Origin of the sequence: Nocardioides sp. YR527, from assembly GCF_900101045.1 — a bacterium.
Lineage (GTDB): Bacteria > Actinomycetota > Actinomycetes > Propionibacteriales > Nocardioidaceae > Nocardioides.
In genome coordinates, this window is sequence record NZ_FNFN01000013.1 from 1 (window position 1) to 18,496 (window position 18,496).

An 18,496-nucleotide genomic window follows, 5' to 3' on the forward strand; every position below is an offset into this window, starting at 1 on the left:
CCTCAAAGCCCACAAGACCGGCACCATCACCGGCCTCAACGCCACCATCGGCGAAACCGTCGCCAACGGCGCGGTCATCGCCGAGATCAAGTAGCTCGTCCGGGCTGTTCCTTCGTCAAGGTATGCAGCCGAAGGCGCACATCCCTCGCGGAGTTCCGCGAGGGATGTGCGCCTTTTCCTGCATACCTTGCTGAAGGGTCACCGCCCGAGCGAGCTCGGGCGGCGGCCGTTCACCGAGGTAACTCGGTCAGCGGCCGCTTCCCTCGCGGAACTCCACGAAGTCAGTGCACGCTCACCGAGTCACCTCGGTGAGCATCCCGCGCGTCACAACCCGAGCTCGTCGGCCAACACGGCCAGGTGGAGCTCGAAGAGGGTGGCGGGGTCGCCGAACGCGTCGGGGCCGAACTGGCCGAAGACCTCGAAACTGACCCGGCCGAAGAGGCTCGTCCAGACGAGTACGCCGCGGGCGAGCGAGGCATCGGGAAGGTCGAGACCGAGCTGGTCGCGGATGCCCTGGAGCCCCACCTCGAGCTCGGGCGAGATCCCCGCCGGCCGCTCGGGAACAGCCAGCCGCCCGGCGGCAAGCGCACCGGCGCACACCCGCAGCATCGCGGTCGGGACCCGGGTGCCGGGCACGCTGGTGCGCTCATCAGGTGCGGCATAGCCGGGGACCGGTGACCCGAAGAGCAGTGCGTACGTCGCCGGCTCGGCGAGCGCCCAGGACCTGACCGCGCGGCCGAGCGCCAGGAACTGGGCGCGGTAGTCGTCCGTCGGGGCAGAGGCGACGGCGGCGTCGACGGCGTCGCCGAGCTCGTCGTACCCGGAGACGAGGAGCAGGGTCAGCAGCTCGTCGCGGTTCTTCACGTAGCGGTAGACCGCCGATGAGACCACGCCGAGGTCGCGGGCGACCGCGCGCAGCGAGAGCGCGGCGGCGCCGTCGACCGCCAGGTGCTCGCGACCGATCCGGACGATCTCGTCCATCGTCTGCGCCCGCGCCCGCTCGCGTGGAGTCCCGTCTCGTGAGGTGGCTGTCATGGGGCCATCGTGACCCGGCGAGGAGAGCACTGTCAACAAAAGAGAGCACTGCTCTTGCATTTGTCGCCGACCTGCGTCAGACTCATTCCGAGAGCACTGCTCTCTAAACCACGAAGGAGACAACCATGAACAGCACCTACCTCGTCATCGGCGCCGGCCCCGTCGGCGCGACCATCGCCCAGCAGCTCGCCGGCCGCGGGGATCGCGTACGCCTCCTCACCCGCTCCGGCAGCGGCCCGGTGCACGCGAGCATCGAGCGGCTCCGCGGCGACGCCACGGATCTCGACACCGTCACCCAGGCCGCGGCAGGCGCGAGCGCCGTCTTCCACTGCATGCACGGCAGCGCCTACGCCGCCGACACCTGGCGCGCCGAGCTCCCGCGGGCCGAGAAGGTCGTGCTGGAGGCGGCCGGTCGGGCCGGCGCCGTGGTCGTCTTCCCGGAGAGCCTCTATGCCTACGGCCACGTCACCGGGCCGATGACCGAGCAGACGCCGCGCGACGCCGACTTCGGCAAGCCCGCGGTGCGGGTCGAGCTCCTCCGCGCCCGGGACGCCTCCCCGACCCCGACGGTCAGCGTCGCAGCCTCGGACTTCTACGGTCCGCTGGTGCGTACCGCTCACGCTGGTGAGCGGATGGTGCCGACGGTCCTCGCCGGCCGCACCATGCGCGTCCTCGGCGACCCGGACGCGCCACACTCCTGGACGTACGTCCCCGACCTGGGCGCCGCGATGATCAAGGCCGCCGATGAGCAGAGCCTGTGGAACACCTTCCTGCACGCGCCCACCGCGCCGGCGATCTCCCAGCGTGCCCTGGTCCAGCTCTACGCCGACGTGGCCGGGGTCGCCGCCCCGCGCGTCAGCCGCATCCCCACCTGGACGATGAAGGCGATCGGCGCGGTGCACGGCGGCACCCGGGAGCTGGCCGAGATGATCTACCAGTTCGACAAGCCGTTCGTGCTGGACTCCTCGGCCAGCGAGGCCCTGCTCGGCCTGGCTCCCACCCCGCTCGAGACCGGGGCCAAGGCGACGGTGGACTGGTGGCGTACGCAGGCCTGAGAGGGCTAGCGGGCGCTCCAGCCACCGTCCATGGCCCACGAGGCGCCGGAGACCATCGAAGCGTCCGGGCCGGTGAGCCAGCCGACCAGGGAGCCGACCTCGTCGGGCTCGACCAGCCGTTTCACCGCGACGTCCTGCAGGAGCACCTGCTCGACGACCTCGGAGGCCGGGACGCCGTGCACCTTGGCCTGGTCGGCGATCTGCTTCTCCACCAGCGGCGTACGCACGTAGCCCGGGTTGATACAGACGCTGGTCACCCCGTGCGGACCGCCCTCGAGGGCGGTCACCTTGGAGAGTCCCTCCAGGCCGTGCTTGGCCGAGACGTAGGCGCTCTTGAAGGGCGAGGCGACCAGGCCGTGCACGGAGGAGATGTTGACGATGCGGCCCCAACCGTTGGCGTACATGTGCGGCAAACAGGCCCTGACCAGCAGGAACGGAGCGACGAGCATGATCGAGTGGATCGTGCGGAAGTCGTCGGGGTCGAACTCCTCGATCGGGCTGACCCGCTGGATGCCGGCGTTGTTGACCAGGATGTCGACCTCCAGCGAGATGTCGTCCAAGGCCTCGGTGGCGGTCAGGTCCACCACCCACGCCTCGCCGCCGATCTCCTCGGCGAGGGCATGGGCGGCGTCGCCGGCCAGGTCGGCGACGACGACCCGCGCGCCACGGGCGGCGAGCTCGCGGGCCACCGCCGCGCCGATCCCCGAGGCGCCGCCGGTGACCAGGGCGCGGCGGCCACGCAGCGTACGTCCGGAGTCGACCGACGCAGGCGGGGCCGTCGTCGCTGAGCTCACGCGGGGCTCACCTCGCGCTCGGCAGCACGCTCGGCGTCGGCGCGGTCCAGGGCCCGCAGCGAGGTGCCCCGGGTCTCCTTGAGGGTGAGCACGACGAGTGCCGTGATGATGCCGGCCACGGCGAGGTAGATCGCGGTGTTGGTCCAGGTGCCGGTGTCCTTGAGCCAGGCGATGGCCAGCAGCGGCGCGAGCGAGCCGGCGAAGATCGAGGTCACCTGGTAGGAGATCGAGATGCCCGAGTAGCGCATCCGGGTCGGGAACATCTCGGCCATGATCGCGGGCTGCGTGGAGTACATCAGCGCGTGGATGGCCAGACCGGCGATCAGCGCCGCGACGATCGCGAGGTTGTTCTTGGTGTCGAGCATCGGGAAGGCCCAGAAGCCCCAGGTCGCGCCCAGCACCGCACCCAGCAGGTAGACCGGCTTGCGGCCGACACCGTCGGCGATCCGGCCGACGGCGAGGATGAAGAAGAAGTGGCAGGCGTGCGCGACCGCGATCAGGCCGAGCAGCGCGCCCTGGTCCATCTTCTGGTCCTCGACGAGGTAGACGATCGAGAAGGAGACCACCAGGTAGTACATGATGTTCTCCGCGAACCGCAGACCCATGCCCTTCAGCACGCCCAGCGGGTAGCGGCGGAGCACCTCGAAGACTCCGTAGCCGGTCGAGGCGGCATCGCTCTGCTCCGCCTTCGCCTCCTCGAAGATGGGCGAGTCGGTCACCGAGCGGCGGATGAAGTAGCCGACGACGACCACCACGGCCGAGAGCCAGAACGCGACCCGCCAGCCCCACGCCAGGAAGGCGGCGTCGGAGAGCGCGAGGGTCATCACGGTGAGCACCAGCGTGGCGAGCAGGTTGCCCACCGGCACCGCGGCCTGCGGCCAGGCGGCCCAGGTCGCGCGCCTGTCGTCGGGGGCGTGCTCGGCGACCAGCAGGACGGCACCGCCCCACTCACCGCCCAGCGCGAGCCCCTGCACGAACCGCAGCACCACCAGCGCGATCGGCGCGGCGAGGCCGATCTGGTCGTACGTCGGCAGGCAGCCCATCAGCACGGTGGCGACACCGATCAGCATGATGGTCAGCTGCAGCGTGTACTTGCGGCCGAGGCGGTCGCCGATGTGGCCGAAGACCACGCCGCCCAGCGGGCGGGCGACGAACCCGATGGCGTACGTCACGAAGGCGGCGATGATCGCGTCGTAGGCGTTGCCGGTGGCCGGCATGATCACCTTCGCGAAGACGAGCGCCGAGGCGGTGGCGTAGAGGAAGAAGTCGTACCACTCCACGACCGTGCCGGCCATGGAGGCCGCCACGGTCCTGCGGAGCAGGCCCTGCTCGTCGACTGGGTCGTTGGGGGCGGCGGTGGCGCCCGGCTGTGTGGAGGTCATGGCTGGGAGTGTGACAGCGGTCATAATGTGCTTGCAACGCGCATGTTGGCACACAGCATGAACGCAAATGCACATTCGCGGATATGGTCACCCCATGGCCACCCCTCCGTCGACGCCGCCCTCCGCCGACCAGCTGCTGGTGCTGCTGGAGGTGGCCCGCAGCGGCCGCTTCACCGCCGCCGCGCGCTCGCTGGGCCTGACCCACACGACGGTCAGTCGCAACATCTCCGCCCTCGAGCGCGCCCTCGGCGGCCGGGTCCTGGTACGCGGATCCGACGGGTGGGCGCTGACCGCTCTGGGTGAGCGCGCCGCGCGGGCCGCCGAAGGAGTCGCCGAGTCGCTGGCCCGGCTGGCGGCCGACGAGCCGGCCGACCCGGTGGCCGGCGTGGTCCGGATGTCGACGACCGACGGGTTCGCCGCGTACATCGCCTCGCCGGCGGTGGCCGCGCTGCGGCAGGACCACCCCGAGCTCTCGGTCGAGATCGTCACCGTGACCCGGCAGGCGGCGCAGCACCGCTCCGGCGTCGACATCGAGGTGGTCGTCGGCGAGCCGGCGGTGAACCGCGGCCGGGCGATGCACCTGGGCGAGTACGAGCTCGGTCTCTACGCCTCCCCCGGCTATCTGGAGCGTCACGGCGCCCCCGGCACGATCGAGGAGGCCGTACGCCACCGCCTGGTCTACTTCGTCGACTCGATGCTCCAGGTCGACGACCTCGACATCCCCCGGCGGCTGCTGCCCGGCATCCGCGACGCGGTCACCTCGACGAACGTGTTCGTCCACGTCGAGGCGACCCGGGCCGGAGCCGGCCTGGGCCTGCTGCCCTGCTTCATGGCCGACCGGCACCCCGACCTCGTCCGGATGCTCCACGAGGACATCCACCAGCGGCTGCCCTACTGGGCGGTCGTGCATCCGGAGTCCTGGCGGCGGCCCGCCGTGGCCGCCGTCGTGGGTGGCCTGCGGGAGCAGATGGACGAACAGCGAGACACCCTGATCGGCCGGTGACGCCCGCGGATTCGTTGGTACCGGCCCGGCGTCGGATGCCAGATCCTGGCCCCATGCTCCGCCGTTCCCCCGCCCATCAGCGACAATTCACGGGTGCCACATTCGACTCGGGCAGCCGCCGTGCGTCTGGTGGCGTTCTTCGTGGCCGGGATGCGTCTGGCGACCCTCGCGCAGATGGCGCCGTCGCTGCTGACGGCGATGCCCGCGCTCTCCCGTGTCGACCACCCGTGGCTGACCGGAGCGAGCTGGATCCTGGCCACCGGCATGCTCGTCGCCATCACGGCGATCACTCTGGTGACCCGGCGGCCGCCGGGGGTGCCGTACGCCGTGCTCGATGTAGCCGTGGCCGTGGCGCTGCTGATCGTGGGGCTGTGGACGGTCCCCGTGGAGCTGCGTACGGGCACCTGGGTCGGGTTCCAGCTGGGCTATGCGCTGTGCGTGTCCTGCGGGCTCTCGGCCGTACGCTCGCGGTGGCTGTGGATGTTCCTGCTCGCCTCACTGGCGGTCGCCGAGGCGGTCTACATCGCGCCGACCGTGGACGGCTGGGCCGACCTCACCGCTGCGCTGAGCACCTGCCTGACGCTGCTGGTCCTCGGGCCGCTGGCCTGGTTCGGCTGTCAGACGATCGTGCGGATCGGGACGGAGGCCGATGATGCGCGGCGCTATGCCGCCGAGGCGGCCAAGGCCGAGGAGGAGCGGCGTGCCCGGCTCGCGATCCACAACGGCACCGCGATGATGCGGCTGCTCGTGGAGACCGACTCCGCCGACGGCAACGGTGCGCTGCGGTCGCAGGCCGAGGTCGAGCTCAACCGGATGCGCGCGTATCTGAGCGGTCAGACCCCGCCGCCGGTGAACGAGGCGACCAACCTGGCCGCGGTGGTCACCGCCGTCGGCGCGGAGTTCGACGATCTCCCGATCACTGTCGTCGCCGACCTCGCCCAGGACGTCGCGCTCCCGCGGGATCTCGCCGACGACCTGGCCGCCGCGCTGCGCAGCCTGCTCCTCAACGTACGCCAGCACGCGCGGGCGGGCCGGGTCGTCCTGCACGCCGCCGAGGACGAGGACGGCACCGGCTGGGAGGTCACCCTGCACGACGACGGCATCGGCTTCGACACCTCGGCGACCGCCTTCGGCGTCGGTCTGCGGGAGGTGGTCGTCGAGCAGCTGGCCCGCTCGGGCGTCTCCGTCGAGATCAGCAGCATCCGTGACCTCGGCACCACGGTCACGCTCACGCGGACGACCGTCGCGGAGGTGTCGTGATGTCTGAGGTGACCTCCGGGCCGCGATTCACCCATGTGGACGACGCGACGGTGATGCGCGCCTCGCTGAGCCTGCTCCTGCCCGATCTCACCTTCGTGTCGAGCCACGGATCCGTCGAGGAACTGCTCACGGCGCGACCCGAGGCCGACGTGGTGATCCTGGACCTCCACCTCGCCAACACCGGACAGCCCGACGCCTCACAGGGGACCACGGCCATCCGGCGCATCGTCGAGTCCGGCTACCGGGTCTGCGTCTACTCCCAGGAGGAGCGCCGGTTCGTGCTCGCGGCCTGCCTCGCCGCCGGTGCGACGGGCGTGGTCTCGAAGTCGGCCTCGCTGGCCGAGGCGGCGACCGCGTTCCGCGCGGTCGCCGCCGGCGAGCCGGTGATCCCCCCGGGCATCACCGGACTCATCGAGGTGCTCGTACGCCGCCGCAGCATCACCGTCCTCACCCCGCGGCAACGCGAGGTCCTCGCCCATCGAGCCCGCGGACTGACGTACGCGGAGATGAGCCGGTCGATGTACCTGTCCGAGTCGACCTTGCGCGGCTACTGGATGGAACTGGCCCAGCTGGTCTCGGAGTATCTGCGCGAGACCTCGCCCGGCGACATCGAGCACGCCCTCGGGCTGCGCCCGGGGGACCTGCTCGACCTCTGGCCAGGGTGACCCCTAGCTGCTGATCCCGCTCCACTTCCACGAACCGTTCGTACCGACCGCGGTCGAGGCCGAGAAGGTCGTGCTGTGCCCGATCCCGCTGCTCTGGCGGATGCGCACCGCGTTGCCGGACGTCGGGTTGATCAGCACGATGTCCTTGGCCGCGACCGCCCCGTCGGCGTCGTAGCAGTTGTGCACCGACAGGTAGCGCCAGCCGGTGCCGAGGCTGCGGACGACGTACTTCTTCGCCTCGGCCGGGCGGTCGGGACGTACGACGATCTGCTCGAGCTTGTTGGTGCTCGGGTTGATCGAGTAGAGCAGGTTGTACATCACCCCGTTGTGGCTCGTCCACACGCCCGCGACGGTCGTGGTGCTCGGCAGGGTGACCGGCAGGTTCGTGGTGGTGCCGAGACGAGCACCCGCGCTGGAGTAGGAGATCGCGGTCTGCTGTACGACGCCGGAGGTGGTGACGCTGTAGACGGCCGTCGTCGGGCCGTTGACGACCTTCTTGGGGCTCCAGCCGGTCACCGCGGAGCCGTTGGTGCGGTAGAGCTGCGCGGCCTTGGTCTCGCTCAGCACGGACTGTCCGTTGGTCCCGCCGATGGTCACGGTGCGGCCGGTGCCGTCGGTGCCGGGCACGATGTAGCTGGTCTTCCAGGTGGTCTCGTCGCCGGCGCCGCCGACCTCGATCCAGGCTCGCGGGGACCAGCTGACAGTGGCGGCGCTGCGGTAGTTCTGGGTCACGGTGCTGTTCTTGATCGAGCGCTTCCGGACGTAGCCGCTGGCCTTGCCGTTGATCGAACCGGAGCAGTTCACGGTGCCGGCCGCGGCGGCCGGCGAGCCCGCCGCCCCGATCCCGGTGAGCGATCCGGCCAGCAGGGCCGTGCCCGCGAGGGCGACCAGGGCTGAACGACGCTGTCGAGTCTTGGGTCTCATTCCACCGACGGTATCGACGCGAGCCGTCACGCGGTCCCAACGAATCCGCACACTTCGCGCAGGTCCGGTGTCCACCAACTGAAAGGAAACGTCCCATAACCTGGGACGGCCTACGTCGGATGGGTAGCGTGACCGCCATGTTCAAGAAGGTGTTGGTAGCCAACCGCGGCGAGATCGCGATCCGAGCTTTCCGTGCGGGCTTTGAGTTGGGTGCGAAGACGGTTGCCGTCTTCCCTTATGAGGACCGGGGCTCCGAGCACCGGCTGAAGGCCGACGAGGCCTACCAGATCGGAGAGCTCGGCCATCCGATCCGGGCCTATCTGGATCCAGACGCGATCGTCGAGGTCGCCAAGCAGAGCGGCGCGGACGCCATCTACCCCGGCTACGGGTTCCTCTCCGAGAACCCGGCGCTGGCCGAGGCCTGCGCCCGGGCGGGGATCACCTTCGTCGGGCCGTCGGCGGAGGTCCTCACGCTGACCGGCAACAAGGCCACCGCCATCGCGGCGGCGAAGGCCGCCGGCGTACCCACTCTTCAGTCCGTCGAGCCGTCCACCGACGTCGACGCGCTCGTCTCCGCCGCATCAGCCCTCCCCTACCCGTTGTTCGTGAAGGCCGTCGCCGGTGGTGGCGGTCGCGGGATGCGCCGGGTCGACGACCCCGAGAAGCTGCGGGAGGCCGTGGAGACCTGTATGCGCGAGGGCGAGGCCGCCTTCGGCGACCCGACCGTCTTCATCGAGCAGGCGGTGGTCGAGCCGCGTCACATCGAGGTGCAGATCCTCGCCGACGGCACCGGCGAGGTGATCCACCTCTTCGAGCGGGACTGCTCGGTGCAGCGCCGCCACCAGAAGGTCGTGGAGATCGCGCCCGCCCCGAATCTCGACCCTGAGCTGCGCGAACGCATGTGTGCGGACGCGGTGCGGTTCGCGAAGGAGATCGGCTACTCGTGTGCCGGCACCGTCGAGTTCCTGCTCGACCCGGCCGGCAACTACGTCTTCATCGAGATGAACCCGCGCATCCAGGTCGAGCACACCGTGACCGAGGAGGTCACCGACGTCGACCTGGTCCGCTCGCAGATGCGGATCGCCGCCGGCGAGACGCTGGCCGACCTGGGGCTGACCCAGGACTCCGTACAGCTGCGCGGCGCTGCGATGCAGTGCCGGATCACCACCGAGGACCCCGCCAACAACTTCCGCCCCGACACGGGCATGATCACCACCTACCGCTCCCCCGGCGGTGCCGGGATCCGCGTCGACGGCGGCACGACGTACGCCGGGGCCGAGGTCTCGCCCCACTTCGACTCGATGCTCGCCAAGCTCACCTGCCGCGGGCGTACCTTCGCCGACGCCGTGACGCGGGCGCGCCGGGCCGTGGCGGAGTTCCGGATCCGCGGGGTCGCGACGAACATCCCGTTCCTGCAGGCGCTGCTCGACGACCCCGACTTCATCTCGGGCTCGATCACGACCTCGTTCATCGAGACCCACCCGCAGCTGCTGACGGCGCGGGCCTCCGGTGACCGCGGCACCAAGCTGCTCACCTACCTGGCAGACGTGACCGTCAACCAGCCGCACGGCGCCGCCCCGGTCTCGCTCCACCCGGTCGAGAAGCTGCCGAAGCTCGACCTGTCGGTGGCTCCGCCGGCCGGCTCTCGCGACCTACTTCGCGAGCTCGGGCCGGAGGGTTTCGCCGCCGCACTGCGCGCCCAGGAGGCGGTGGCGGTCACCGACACCACCTTCCGCGACGCCCACCAGTCGCTGTTGGCGACGCGGGTCCGCACCACCGACCTGCTCGGCGTCGCCGGCCATGTCGCCCGGCTGACACCGCAGCTGTGGTCGCTGGAGGCATGGGGTGGCGCGACGTACGACGTGGCTCTCCGGTTCCTCTCCGAGGACCCGTGGGAGCGGCTGGCCGCGCTGCGCGAGGCGGTGCCCAACGTCAACCTGCAGATGCTGCTGCGCGGTCGCAACACGGTGGGCTACACGCCCTACCCGACCGAGGTCACCGACGCGTTCGTCTCCGAGGCCGCCGAGACCGGCATCGACGTGTTCCGGATCTTCGACGCTTTGAACGACGTCTCGCAGATGCGGCCGGCGATCGACGCGGTGCGCGCGACCGGGACGTCCGTCGCCGAGGTGGCGCTCTGCTACACCGGCGACCTCTCCTCGCCGGACGAGAAGCTCTACACGCTCGACTACTACCTGCGGCTGGCCGAGGAGATCGTCTCGGCCGGGGCGCACGTGCTGGCGATCAAGGACATGGCCGGGCTGCTGCGGGCGCATGCCGCACGTACGCTCGTGACCGCGCTGCGGGAGCGGTTCGACCTGCCGGTCCACCTGCACACCCACGACACCGCCGGTGGCCAGCTGGCCACCCTGACTGCCGCGATCGAGGCAGGTGTCGACGCGGTCGACGCGGCCACCGCGTCGATGGCCGGGACCACCTCCCAGCCGCCGCTCTCCTCGCTGGTCGCGGCGACCGACCACACCCCGCGCGCCACCGGTCTCTCGCTGGCCGCGGTGAACTCGCTCGAGCCCTACTGGGAGGCCGTACGCCGCGTCTACGCGCCCTTCGAGTCCGGACTGCCCGCGCCGACCGGCCGGGTCTACCGCCACGAGATCCCGGGCGGCCAGCTCTCCAACCTGCGCCAGCAGGCGATCGCGCTCGGGCTGGGCGAGAAGTTCGAGCAGATCGAGGACATGTACGCCGCGGCCAACTCGATCCTCGGGCGCGTCCCCAAGGTCACCCCGTCGTCCAAGGTCATCGGCGACCTGGCTCTGTCGTTGGTGGCAGCCGGGGCCGATCCTGCCGCGTTCGAGGCCGACCCTGCCGCGTACGACATCCCGGCCTCCGTCATCGGCTTCCTCAACGGGGAGCTCGGTGACCCGCCGGGCGGTTGGCCCGAGCCGTTCCGCAGCAAGGCGATCGGCGGCCGCACCTGGAAGGCACCGTCGCCGACCCTGTCGGCCGAGGACGCCGCCGGGCTCGCCTCCGACCGCCGCGGGACGCTCAACCGGCTGCTCTTCCCCGGCCCGACGAAGGACTTCGCCGAGGCCCGTTCGAAGTGGGGCGACGTATCGGTGATCTCGACGCTCGACTACCTCTACGGGCTGCGCGAGGGTGAGGAGCACGTCGTCGAGCTCTCCGAGGGCAAGACCGTCATCTTCGGGCTCACCGCCGTCTCCGAGCCCGACGAGCGCGGCATCCGCACCGTCATGGGGACGATCAACGGTCACCTGCGCCCGATCGGGGTGCGTGACCGCTCCGTCGCCGCCGAGGTCGCTGCTGCCGAGAAGGCCGACCCCTCGGTGCCCGGCCAGGTCGCAGCGCCCTTCCAGGGCGTCGTGACCATCGCGGTCGCGGCCGGCGAGACGGTCAAGGCCGGCGACACCGTCGCCACCATCGAGGCGATGAAGATGGAGGCCGCCATCACCGCCCCGGTCGACGGCACCGTCTCCCGCCTCGCCTTCTCCGGCACCCAGGCGGTCGACGGCGGCGACCTCGTGCTCGTCCTCGGCTGAGCCGAGACGTCAGCCGCGTCGGCCGAGATGGCACGTCGGTGCCGCCTCGGCCGGCCGTGGTGACGTGTCGGCGGGGCGTACCTTCGTCAAGGCGGTGTCCTGAGCCTGTCGAAGGGTATGCAGCCGAAGGCGCACATCCCCAGCGGAGTTCCGCTGGGGATGTGCGCCTTTTCCCGCATACCTCGACGAAGGATCAGACCGCCGCGTACGCCTCGCCCCAGTCCTCCGCGCGTAGGTCTCGCGGCAGCACCGGCGCCTGCGATCGCCGGCGGCGCCGCGCGATCTGATCGGCGAGGCGAACCGGGACGCCGTTGCGGCGCAGGATCTCGGCTACCCCGCGGCCGCGGCTGCTGAAGACCTTCGCCACCCACGCCTGGAAGTCGTGGACGTCCGTGTCGGGGAGCAGCGGCTCCGGGCGGCGGTCGATGAGCAGCAGTCCGCCGTCGACGTTCGGCCGCGGACGGAACGCGGTCGACGGGACGCGGCGGTCGAGGGTGAAGGTGAACCACGGCCACCACTGCGCGGTCAACTGGGTGGTGCCGCCGACGCCGGCGCGCTTGCGGGCGACCTCCCACTGGGTGAGGAGTACGGCATGGCGCCACGTCGTCGAGGCGAGCAGGTGGCGCAGGATCGGTGTGGTCAGGTGGAACGGGACGTTGGAGACGACGACCGCGTCCCGCGGTGGCGCGTGCCGCAGGATGTCGCCCTCGGCGATGCACACGTGCGTACCGGTCCGTCGGCGCAGCTCGGCGGCCCGGCGGGAGTCGATCTCGACCCCCTCCAGCGGACGGCCCAGCTCGGCCAGCGCCAGGGTGACGGCACCGTTTCCGGTGCCCCACTCCACCAGCGGACCCTGCCGCTGTGAGACGAGATGGACGATGCGGTCGAGTACCGACCTGTCGGTGAGAAAGTTCTGGCCGAGCTCGTGTCGGCCAGGGCGTACGTCGGGCATGGATGCTCCTCGTGAGAAGGAGCCGGGCGGCATGTGGGTAGCACTCGAGAGCCGCCCGGCAGGGTGCCAGGAGGCGGCGCGAATGCGAACGAGTGCTTCGGTGGGATCCGCGCCGTCAGCGGCGGCGGATCCGAACGAACGTCATGCAGCAGTTACCCATGACGCTCACGCTAGCGAAGCAGCAGCTGTGCGCGCACACGGTTTACAACGCCACGCCGAGGCGTCACTTCGGTCGGTCGAGGTGGCATCTCTGTGCCATCTCGACCGGCGTAGGTGACGTCTCGGCCGACGCGGGTGACTACTCGACGTGGTGGAGGCGGCGGGCTGCCTCGGCGGTGGAGCCGGAGATCGAGGGGTAGACCGTGAAGGTGTTGGCGATCTGGTCGACGGTGAGGCCCGTCGACACCGCGAGGGTGATCGGGTGGATCAGCTCGGAGGCGCGCGGGCCGACGACGACGCCGCCGATGACGACGCCGGTGCCGGGGCGGGAGATGAGCTTCACGAAGCCGTCGAAGATGCCCTGCATCTTCGCCCGCGGGTTGCCCTTGAGGTCGAGCCGGAGGGTGTCGGCGACGACCTCGCCGGAGTCGACCTGGGCCTGCGAGTAGCCCACGGTGGCGATCTCGGGCGAGGTGAAGACGTTGGCCGCGACCTCCTTGAGGTCCATCGGGATGACCGCGTCGCCGAGGAAGTGGCGCATCGCGATCCGGCCGGCCATGGCGGCGGTCGAGGCGAGCATGAAGCCGCCGGTGCAGTCGCCGGCGGCGTACACGCCATAGGCGGAGCTGCGCGACACCTTGTCGGTGCGGATGAAGCCGCCCTCGTCGAGCTCGATACCGGCCTCCTCGAGGCCGAGGCCCTCGGTGTTGGGGATCGAGCCGAGCGCGAGGATGCAGTGGCTGCCGGTGACCTCGCGGCCGTCGGTCAGCTTGACCGTGACGACGTCGCCGGAACGGGTCACCGACTCCATCCGCGACTTGCTGAGGATGTTCATCCCCTGCCGCTCGAGTACGTCCTGGAGGACCGTCGCCGCGTCCGCGTCCTCACCGGGGAGGACACGGTCGCGGGAGGAGACCAGGGTGACCTGGGAGCCGAGGTTGAGGTAGGCGTTGGCGAACTCCACACCGGTGACACCCGAGCCCACGACGATCATGTGCGAGGGCAGCTCGTCGAGGTCGTAGACCTGCTCCCAGGTCAGGATCCGCTCGCCGTCGGGCTGGGCGGTGGGCAGCACCCGCGGGCGGGCGCCGGTGGCGATCAGGACCGCGTCGTTCTCGATCGCCTCCTCGGTTCCGTCCTGAGCCCGGGTCGCGATCACCTGTCGCTTGTCGGCGTCGATGCGCCCGGTGCCCTTGACGATGCGGATCCCGCGGCGGGTCAACCGGCTCTCGATGTCGCTCGACTGCGCGAGCGCGAGCGACTTCACGCGCTTGTTGACCAGGCCGAGGTCTGCGTAGAGCTCGGTGGCCGGGTCGCCGTGGTGGTCGCGGAAGTTGATGCCCAGGTCGCGGGCGAGCGTCATGTCCGACATCAGCTCGGAGGTGGCGATCAGGGTCTTGCTGGGAACGCAGTCGGTGAGCACCGCGCTGCCGCCGAGGCCGTCACGGTCGACGACCGTGACCTCCGCCCCGAGCTGCTGCGCGACCAGCGCCGCCTCGTACCCGCCTGGACCCCCACCAATGATCGTCACCCGCGCCATGGGCCGCATTCTTTCACGCGCCCGGAACGGCAGAGTCAGCCCATCGTCTTCTGACCGTCGATGGTCTCCCGGATGATGTCGGCGTGGCCGGCGTGCTGCGCGGTCTCGGCCAGGATGTGGGCGAGAGCGCGGCGGTTGGACCAGCGCGCGCCCGACTCGAACCACGGGGCCTCCGGAAGGGCGTGGTCCGCGTCGAGGTCGACGGTCCGGATCAGCTCGTCGGTGGCGGCGGCCACGTCCTCGTACGCCTTGAGCACTCCTTCGAGGGTCTCGTGCTCTGCGAGCACGAAGTCGGCGGCGAACTCGGCGTACTTCTCGGGGCTGAGCTCCTGGGCCACCGTGCCACGGACGATGAAGTCGGCCCATCCTCGCTCAACGGCGGCGACATGCTTGACCAGGCCGCCGACGCTGAGCACGGAGACGGTCGGGGTGAGCCGGGCCTGCTCGTCGGTGAGGTTGCGGACGGCGAAGCGCAGGAAGCCGCGGTGCTTGGCCAGGGTCTCCAGCAGATCGGTGCGCTCGCGGCTCAGGGTGGCGGTGGCGGTCATGGCTCAGCTCCTTGGTGATGTGTCCCTCTGACACCCACAACGCTAGAAGCCCTTCAGGTCAGTTTCTGTCCGTATTCGACGGACATCCGAAATAGATCCGCTGACCATTACCCTGCTGGGATGACGAGCCCCGCGAACCCGACCCGCAGCGACGCGGTCCGCAACCGGGACCTCTTGGTCACCGCCGCCCGCGAGGTGCTCGCCGAGCAGGGTCTCGACGCGCCGATGTCGGCCGTGGCCAAGCGCGCCGGCGTCGGCCAGGGCACCCTCTACCGGCACTTCCCCGACCGTCTCGCCCTGGCGACCGCGGTGCTGGAGGAGAACGTACGCGACATCGAGCAGGTCGCCGCCCGCCCGGATGCCACGCTGGCCGACGTGCTCGGCGTCGTCACCTGGCAGATGATCCACTCGACCGCCTTCCTCGGCATCATCCGTTACGGCGGCGAGGAGAGCTCCCTCTTCCTGGCCGACCGCGTGCGCACCGCCGTCGACGGACTCCCGAAGGGGGCCTACGGCACCGACGACCTCATGCTCGCCGTCGCGATGGTCTCCGGCGGAGTCCACGGCCCGACGCCGGAGGCGCGCGAGACCGCCGCCCGCCGGGCATGGGGGCTGCTCGGGATCGAGATCGGCGCGGTCACCCCCGGGGTCTGACCACTAGGCGGCCGACCAGCCGCCGTCAGAGGCGACCACGGCCCCGTTGATGTTCACCGAGTCGCGCGAGAGCAGGAAGGTGATCGACGCGGCGAGCTCCTCGGCGGTGGCGATCCCCGGGATCGCGACGCGCATCCCGGCCGTCCGGGACGAGCCGTAGGGCGCGCCCTCGGGCACGTGGATGCCGGTCGCGACCGCGCCCGGAGCGAGCGCGTTGACGCGCACCCCGGTCCCCGCATACTGGAACGCCGCCGACTTCGTCAGACCGACGAGCGCGTGCTTCGAGGTCGTGTACGCAGCACCGGCCGCCGAGCCGCGAAGCCCGGCCTCGGAGACGACGTTGACGATCCGGCCCTCGCCCGCGGCGAGCATCACAGGCAGCACCGCCCGCATCAGCCGCATCGGCCCATCGACGTTGACCGACAGGCAGCGCGCCCAGATCGTGTCGTCGACCTCGTGCGGGGCGGCGTCGTCGTCCATCACGCCGGCCACGTTGGCGAGCGCGTCGACGCGCTCCCCGGCCGCGGCCAGGACCGCGGCGGCGGTCTCGGGCGCGGTGATGTCCGCGGCCAGCGCGTGGAACCTCTCACCCAGCTCGGTCGCGGTCGTGGACAGCTTCTCGGCCGAGACGTCGATCCCGACCACCCGTCCGCCCTCCCCGACGATCCGAGCCGCGACCGCCTTCCCGATCCCACCCGCGGCCCCGGTGACCACCACCGTCTGGCCGGCGAACCGGCCACCGGTGAGCGCCTCGGTCCAGGGCTGAGGCGAGCCGATCTCGACGCCGAGATCGGCCGGCGCCGCAGCCACAGTCGCCGTCACCGCATCGGCGGTCGGCACCCCGTCCGGGATCACGCCGGTCTCGGCGACACCGACCAGCAACCCGACGACCTCGGCCGGGAACCTGCCACCGGACATCTCCACGAGCTTGTCCAGCGGCAGCCCGAGCGCCGGCGCGAGCGCCTCCTCGGTGCCGCCGCCGGCCGCGATGATGCCGCGCAGGACTCTCCCGGCCACCGGATGGGCCAGGAAGCTGCGCACGGGCGAGGAGGGGGTGAGGGTCGACATGGCGGCGGCCTTTCATCGGAGGCAATCCGGACACACTTGTCCGTTTCGGCTATCGTAACCGCGAATGCCGCTCGGGGCACTTCGCGACCCTCGTCGGCGCACCGGGCACACCCCACCCCACGAGAGGAGCCGCGACATGACCCTGCCGCGCTGCCAGAACCCGGTCACCCCTGAGCGCGCCGCCCAGATCAGCGAGCGCTACACCGCCGAGCGCGAGCGCCGGGTGCGTCCCGACGGGACAGCGCAGTATCGGCCGGCCGCGGCCGAGTTCGGCTACTTCGCCGAGGACCCCTACACCGAGCGCGCCGAGCGCGAGCCGGTCCGCGACGTGGTCGATGTCGCGGTCGTCGGCGGTGGCTTCGGCGGCATCCTCGCCGGCGCGCGGCTGCGCCAGCGGGGCATCGGGTCGGTGCGCGTGGTCGAGAAGGGCGGAGACTTCGGCGGCACCTGGTACTGGAACCGCTACCCCGGCATCCACTGCGACATCGACGCGGCCGTCTACCTCCCGCTGCTCGAGGAGACCGGCTACATCCCACGGTGGAAGTACGCACCGGGCGAGGAGATCCGCCAGCACGCCGTGCGCATCGCCGAGAAGTTCGACCTCTACGAGAACGCGCTCTTCTCGACCGCCGTGACCTCGCTGACCTGGGACGACGCCGAACAGCAGTGGCTGGTGACCACCGACCGCGGCGACGAGTTCCGGGCGACGTACGTCATCACGGCGACGGGCACGCTGACCGAGCCGAAGCTGCCCGGCATCCCCGGGATCGAGTCATTCACGGGTCACACCTTCCACACCTCGCGCTGGGACTACGGCTATACCGGCGGCACGCCAGAGGGCGGCATGACCGGCCTCGCCGACCGGAAGGTCGGCATCGTGGGCACCGGCGCGACCGGCATCCAGGCGGTGCCGAAGCTCGCCGAGGACGCCGAGCACCTCTACGTCTTCCAGCGCACGCCCTCGACCGTCGGCGTACGTGGCCAGCGCCCGCTCACCGCCGCCGACCTCGGCGCGGACCGCCCGGGCTGGGCCGAGCAGCGTCGCGAGAACTTCCTGCGGCTCGTCTCCGGCGAGGCCGTCCCGGGCATCGACGAGGATCTCATCGACGACGCCTGGACCGAGTCGGCGGCCCTGCTCGAGAAGCTGCTGCCCAGCTTCCGCCGCGACTTCGAGCCGGGCTTCGAGGCCGCGTACGAGGACCTCGACCACGCCACGATGGAACGGATCCGTGCCCGGGTCACCGAGATCGTCGAGGATCCGGCGACCGCGTCGGCGCTCCAGCCCTGGTATCGCTACGCCTGCAAGCGGCCGACGTTCTCCGACACGTACCTGCCGGCGTTCAACCGTGACAACGTCACCCTCGTCGACACCGCCGACTCCCACGGCATCGAGCGGATGACCGAACGCGGCGTGGTCGTGGGCGGGGTCGAGTACGAGATCGACGCCCTGGTCTTCGCGACCGGTTTCTCCGTCGGCGTCTCGGGGATCACCTCGGGCAGGCTGCCGGTGACCGGCCGAGGCGGGGTCCAGCTCCTCCACGCCTGGGCGGCCGAGGGGCCGCGGTCGTTGCACGGCTTCGCGTCCAACGGCTTCCCCAACCTGCTCAAGATGGGTTCGCTGCACAACGCCAACAGCGTGAACTTCAGCCACATCCTCGACGAGCAGGCCGTCCATGCCGCGGCGCTCGTCGCCGCCGCCGAGGCCCGGGGAGCCGTCATCGAGCCGTCCCGCGAGACCGAGGACGCCTGGGCCCACCGGCTCACCCAGGGCGCCCCGAAGCACGCCTGGTTCCACGCCGAGTGCACCCCGGGCTACTACAACGCCGAGGGTGCCGGACGCTCCGACGTCCCCACCGGCTACCCGGGCTCAGCCGTCGCCTTCCACGAGGAGCTCCGCGCCTGGCGCGAGACCTCCATCGAGGAGGCACTGAGCCTGCGCTGA

The 18,496-nt window shown here is 70.9% G+C and carries 15 protein-coding genes; 7 read left to right on the forward strand and 8 right to left on the reverse strand.

Annotated elements, in window-relative coordinates; translation table 11 throughout:
* Window positions 1-324: 324 nt before the first annotated feature.
* The gene (locus tag BLT25_RS27590) at window positions 325-1,035 is read right to left on the reverse strand and encodes a TetR/AcrR family transcriptional regulator (RefSeq protein WP_091052743.1); all 711 of its coding nucleotides are present in this window, start codon (window positions 1,033-1,035) and stop codon (window positions 325-327) included.
* Window positions 1,036-1,160: 125 nt separating this feature from the next.
* On the opposite strand from BLT25_RS27590, the gene BLT25_RS27595 reads away from it, so the two are divergent.
* The gene (locus tag BLT25_RS27595) at window positions 1,161-2,090 is read left to right on the forward strand and encodes an NAD-dependent epimerase/dehydratase family protein (protein ID WP_091052744.1); all 930 of its coding nucleotides are present in this window, start codon (window positions 1,161-1,163) and stop codon (window positions 2,088-2,090) included.
* Between the two features lie 5 nt (window positions 2,091-2,095).
* Here BLT25_RS27595 and BLT25_RS27600 read toward each other — a convergent pair whose 3' ends face one another.
* Both BLT25_RS27600 and BLT25_RS27605 read right to left on the reverse strand, forming a co-directional pair.
* Window positions 2,096-2,884, reverse strand: a complete 789-nt coding sequence (locus BLT25_RS27600; RefSeq protein WP_091052746.1) for a 3-hydroxybutyrate dehydrogenase — start codon at window positions 2,882-2,884, stop codon at window positions 2,096-2,098.
* Window positions 2,881-4,266, reverse strand: coding sequence for an MFS transporter (locus BLT25_RS27605; RefSeq protein WP_091052748.1), 1,386 nt, complete (start codon window positions 4,264-4,266; stop codon window positions 2,881-2,883). Before BLT25_RS27605 ends, BLT25_RS27600 begins: the two co-directional genes overlap by 4 nt.
* A 94-nt stretch (window positions 4,267-4,360) precedes the next feature.
* On the opposite strand from BLT25_RS27605, the gene BLT25_RS27610 reads away from it, so the two are divergent.
* The 3 genes from BLT25_RS27610 to BLT25_RS27620 all read left to right on the forward strand — a co-directional run bounded on the left by BLT25_RS27610 (window position 4,361) and on the right by BLT25_RS27620 (window position 7,194).
* On the forward strand, window positions 4,361-5,269 hold the full coding sequence (locus BLT25_RS27610; protein ID WP_091052750.1) for a LysR family transcriptional regulator: 909 nt from the start codon (window positions 4,361-4,363) through the stop codon (window positions 5,267-5,269).
* A 93-nt stretch (window positions 5,270-5,362) separates the two neighbouring features.
* On the forward strand, window positions 5,363-6,529 hold the full coding sequence (locus tag BLT25_RS27615) for a sensor histidine kinase (RefSeq protein WP_143033890.1): 1,167 nt from the start codon (window positions 5,363-5,365) through the stop codon (window positions 6,527-6,529).
* Window positions 6,529-7,194: a helix-turn-helix domain-containing protein gene (locus tag BLT25_RS27620; protein WP_091052753.1), complete on the forward strand. Its 666-nt coding sequence runs from the start codon at window positions 6,529-6,531 to the stop codon at window positions 7,192-7,194. Before BLT25_RS27615 ends, BLT25_RS27620 begins: the two co-directional genes overlap by 1 nt.
* Before the next feature lie 3 nt (window positions 7,195-7,197).
* On the opposite strand, the gene BLT25_RS27625 is transcribed toward BLT25_RS27620, so the two are convergent.
* The gene (locus BLT25_RS27625; protein ID WP_091052755.1) at window positions 7,198-8,118 is read right to left on the reverse strand and encodes a hypothetical protein; all 921 of its coding nucleotides are present in this window, start codon (window positions 8,116-8,118) and stop codon (window positions 7,198-7,200) included.
* A gap of 137 nt (window positions 8,119-8,255) precedes the next feature.
* Between BLT25_RS27625 and BLT25_RS27630 the strand changes: the two genes are divergently transcribed.
* Window positions 8,256-11,633, forward strand: a complete 3,378-nt coding sequence (locus tag BLT25_RS27630; protein ID WP_091052915.1) for a pyruvate carboxylase — start codon at window positions 8,256-8,258, stop codon at window positions 11,631-11,633.
* Window positions 11,634-11,826: 193 nt separating this feature from the next.
* Here the strand turns inward: BLT25_RS27630 and erm are convergent, their stop codons facing one another.
* The 3 genes from erm to BLT25_RS27650 all read right to left on the reverse strand — a co-directional run bounded on the left by erm (window position 11,827) and on the right by BLT25_RS27650 (window position 14,832).
* Window positions 11,827-12,585: a 23S ribosomal RNA methyltransferase Erm gene (gene erm, locus BLT25_RS27635; protein WP_091052757.1), complete on the reverse strand. Its 759-nt coding sequence runs from the start codon at window positions 12,583-12,585 to the stop codon at window positions 11,827-11,829.
* 298 nt (window positions 12,586-12,883) lie between these two features.
* Complete coding sequence (locus tag BLT25_RS27645; protein ID WP_218131500.1) at window positions 12,884-14,284, reverse strand: NAD(P)H-quinone dehydrogenase; 1,401 nt, start codon at window positions 14,282-14,284, stop codon at window positions 12,884-12,886.
* Window positions 14,285-14,319: 35 nt separating this feature from the next.
* A complete protein-coding gene (locus BLT25_RS27650; RefSeq protein WP_091052762.1) occupies window positions 14,320-14,832 on the reverse strand; it encodes a DinB family protein in 513 nt (170 codons plus the stop codon).
* Between the two features lie 120 nt (window positions 14,833-14,952).
* Between BLT25_RS27650 and BLT25_RS27655 the strand changes: the two genes are divergently transcribed.
* The gene (locus BLT25_RS27655; RefSeq protein ID WP_091052764.1) at window positions 14,953-15,486 is read left to right on the forward strand and encodes a TetR/AcrR family transcriptional regulator; all 534 of its coding nucleotides are present in this window, start codon (window positions 14,953-14,955) and stop codon (window positions 15,484-15,486) included.
* Window positions 15,487-15,489: 3 nt separating this feature from the next.
* Here BLT25_RS27655 and BLT25_RS27660 read toward each other — a convergent pair whose 3' ends face one another.
* Window positions 15,490-16,554, reverse strand: a complete 1,065-nt coding sequence (locus BLT25_RS27660) for an SDR family NAD(P)-dependent oxidoreductase (RefSeq protein WP_091052766.1) — start codon at window positions 16,552-16,554, stop codon at window positions 15,490-15,492.
* Window positions 16,555-16,690: 136 nt separating this feature from the next.
* Here BLT25_RS27660 and BLT25_RS27665 point away from each other — a divergent pair, with 136 nt between their 5' ends.
* Window positions 16,691-18,496 carry a flavin-containing monooxygenase gene (locus BLT25_RS27665; protein ID WP_091052768.1) on the forward strand — a complete coding sequence of 602 codons (1,806 nt, stop codon included), beginning with the start codon at window positions 16,691-16,693 and terminating at the stop codon, window positions 18,494-18,496.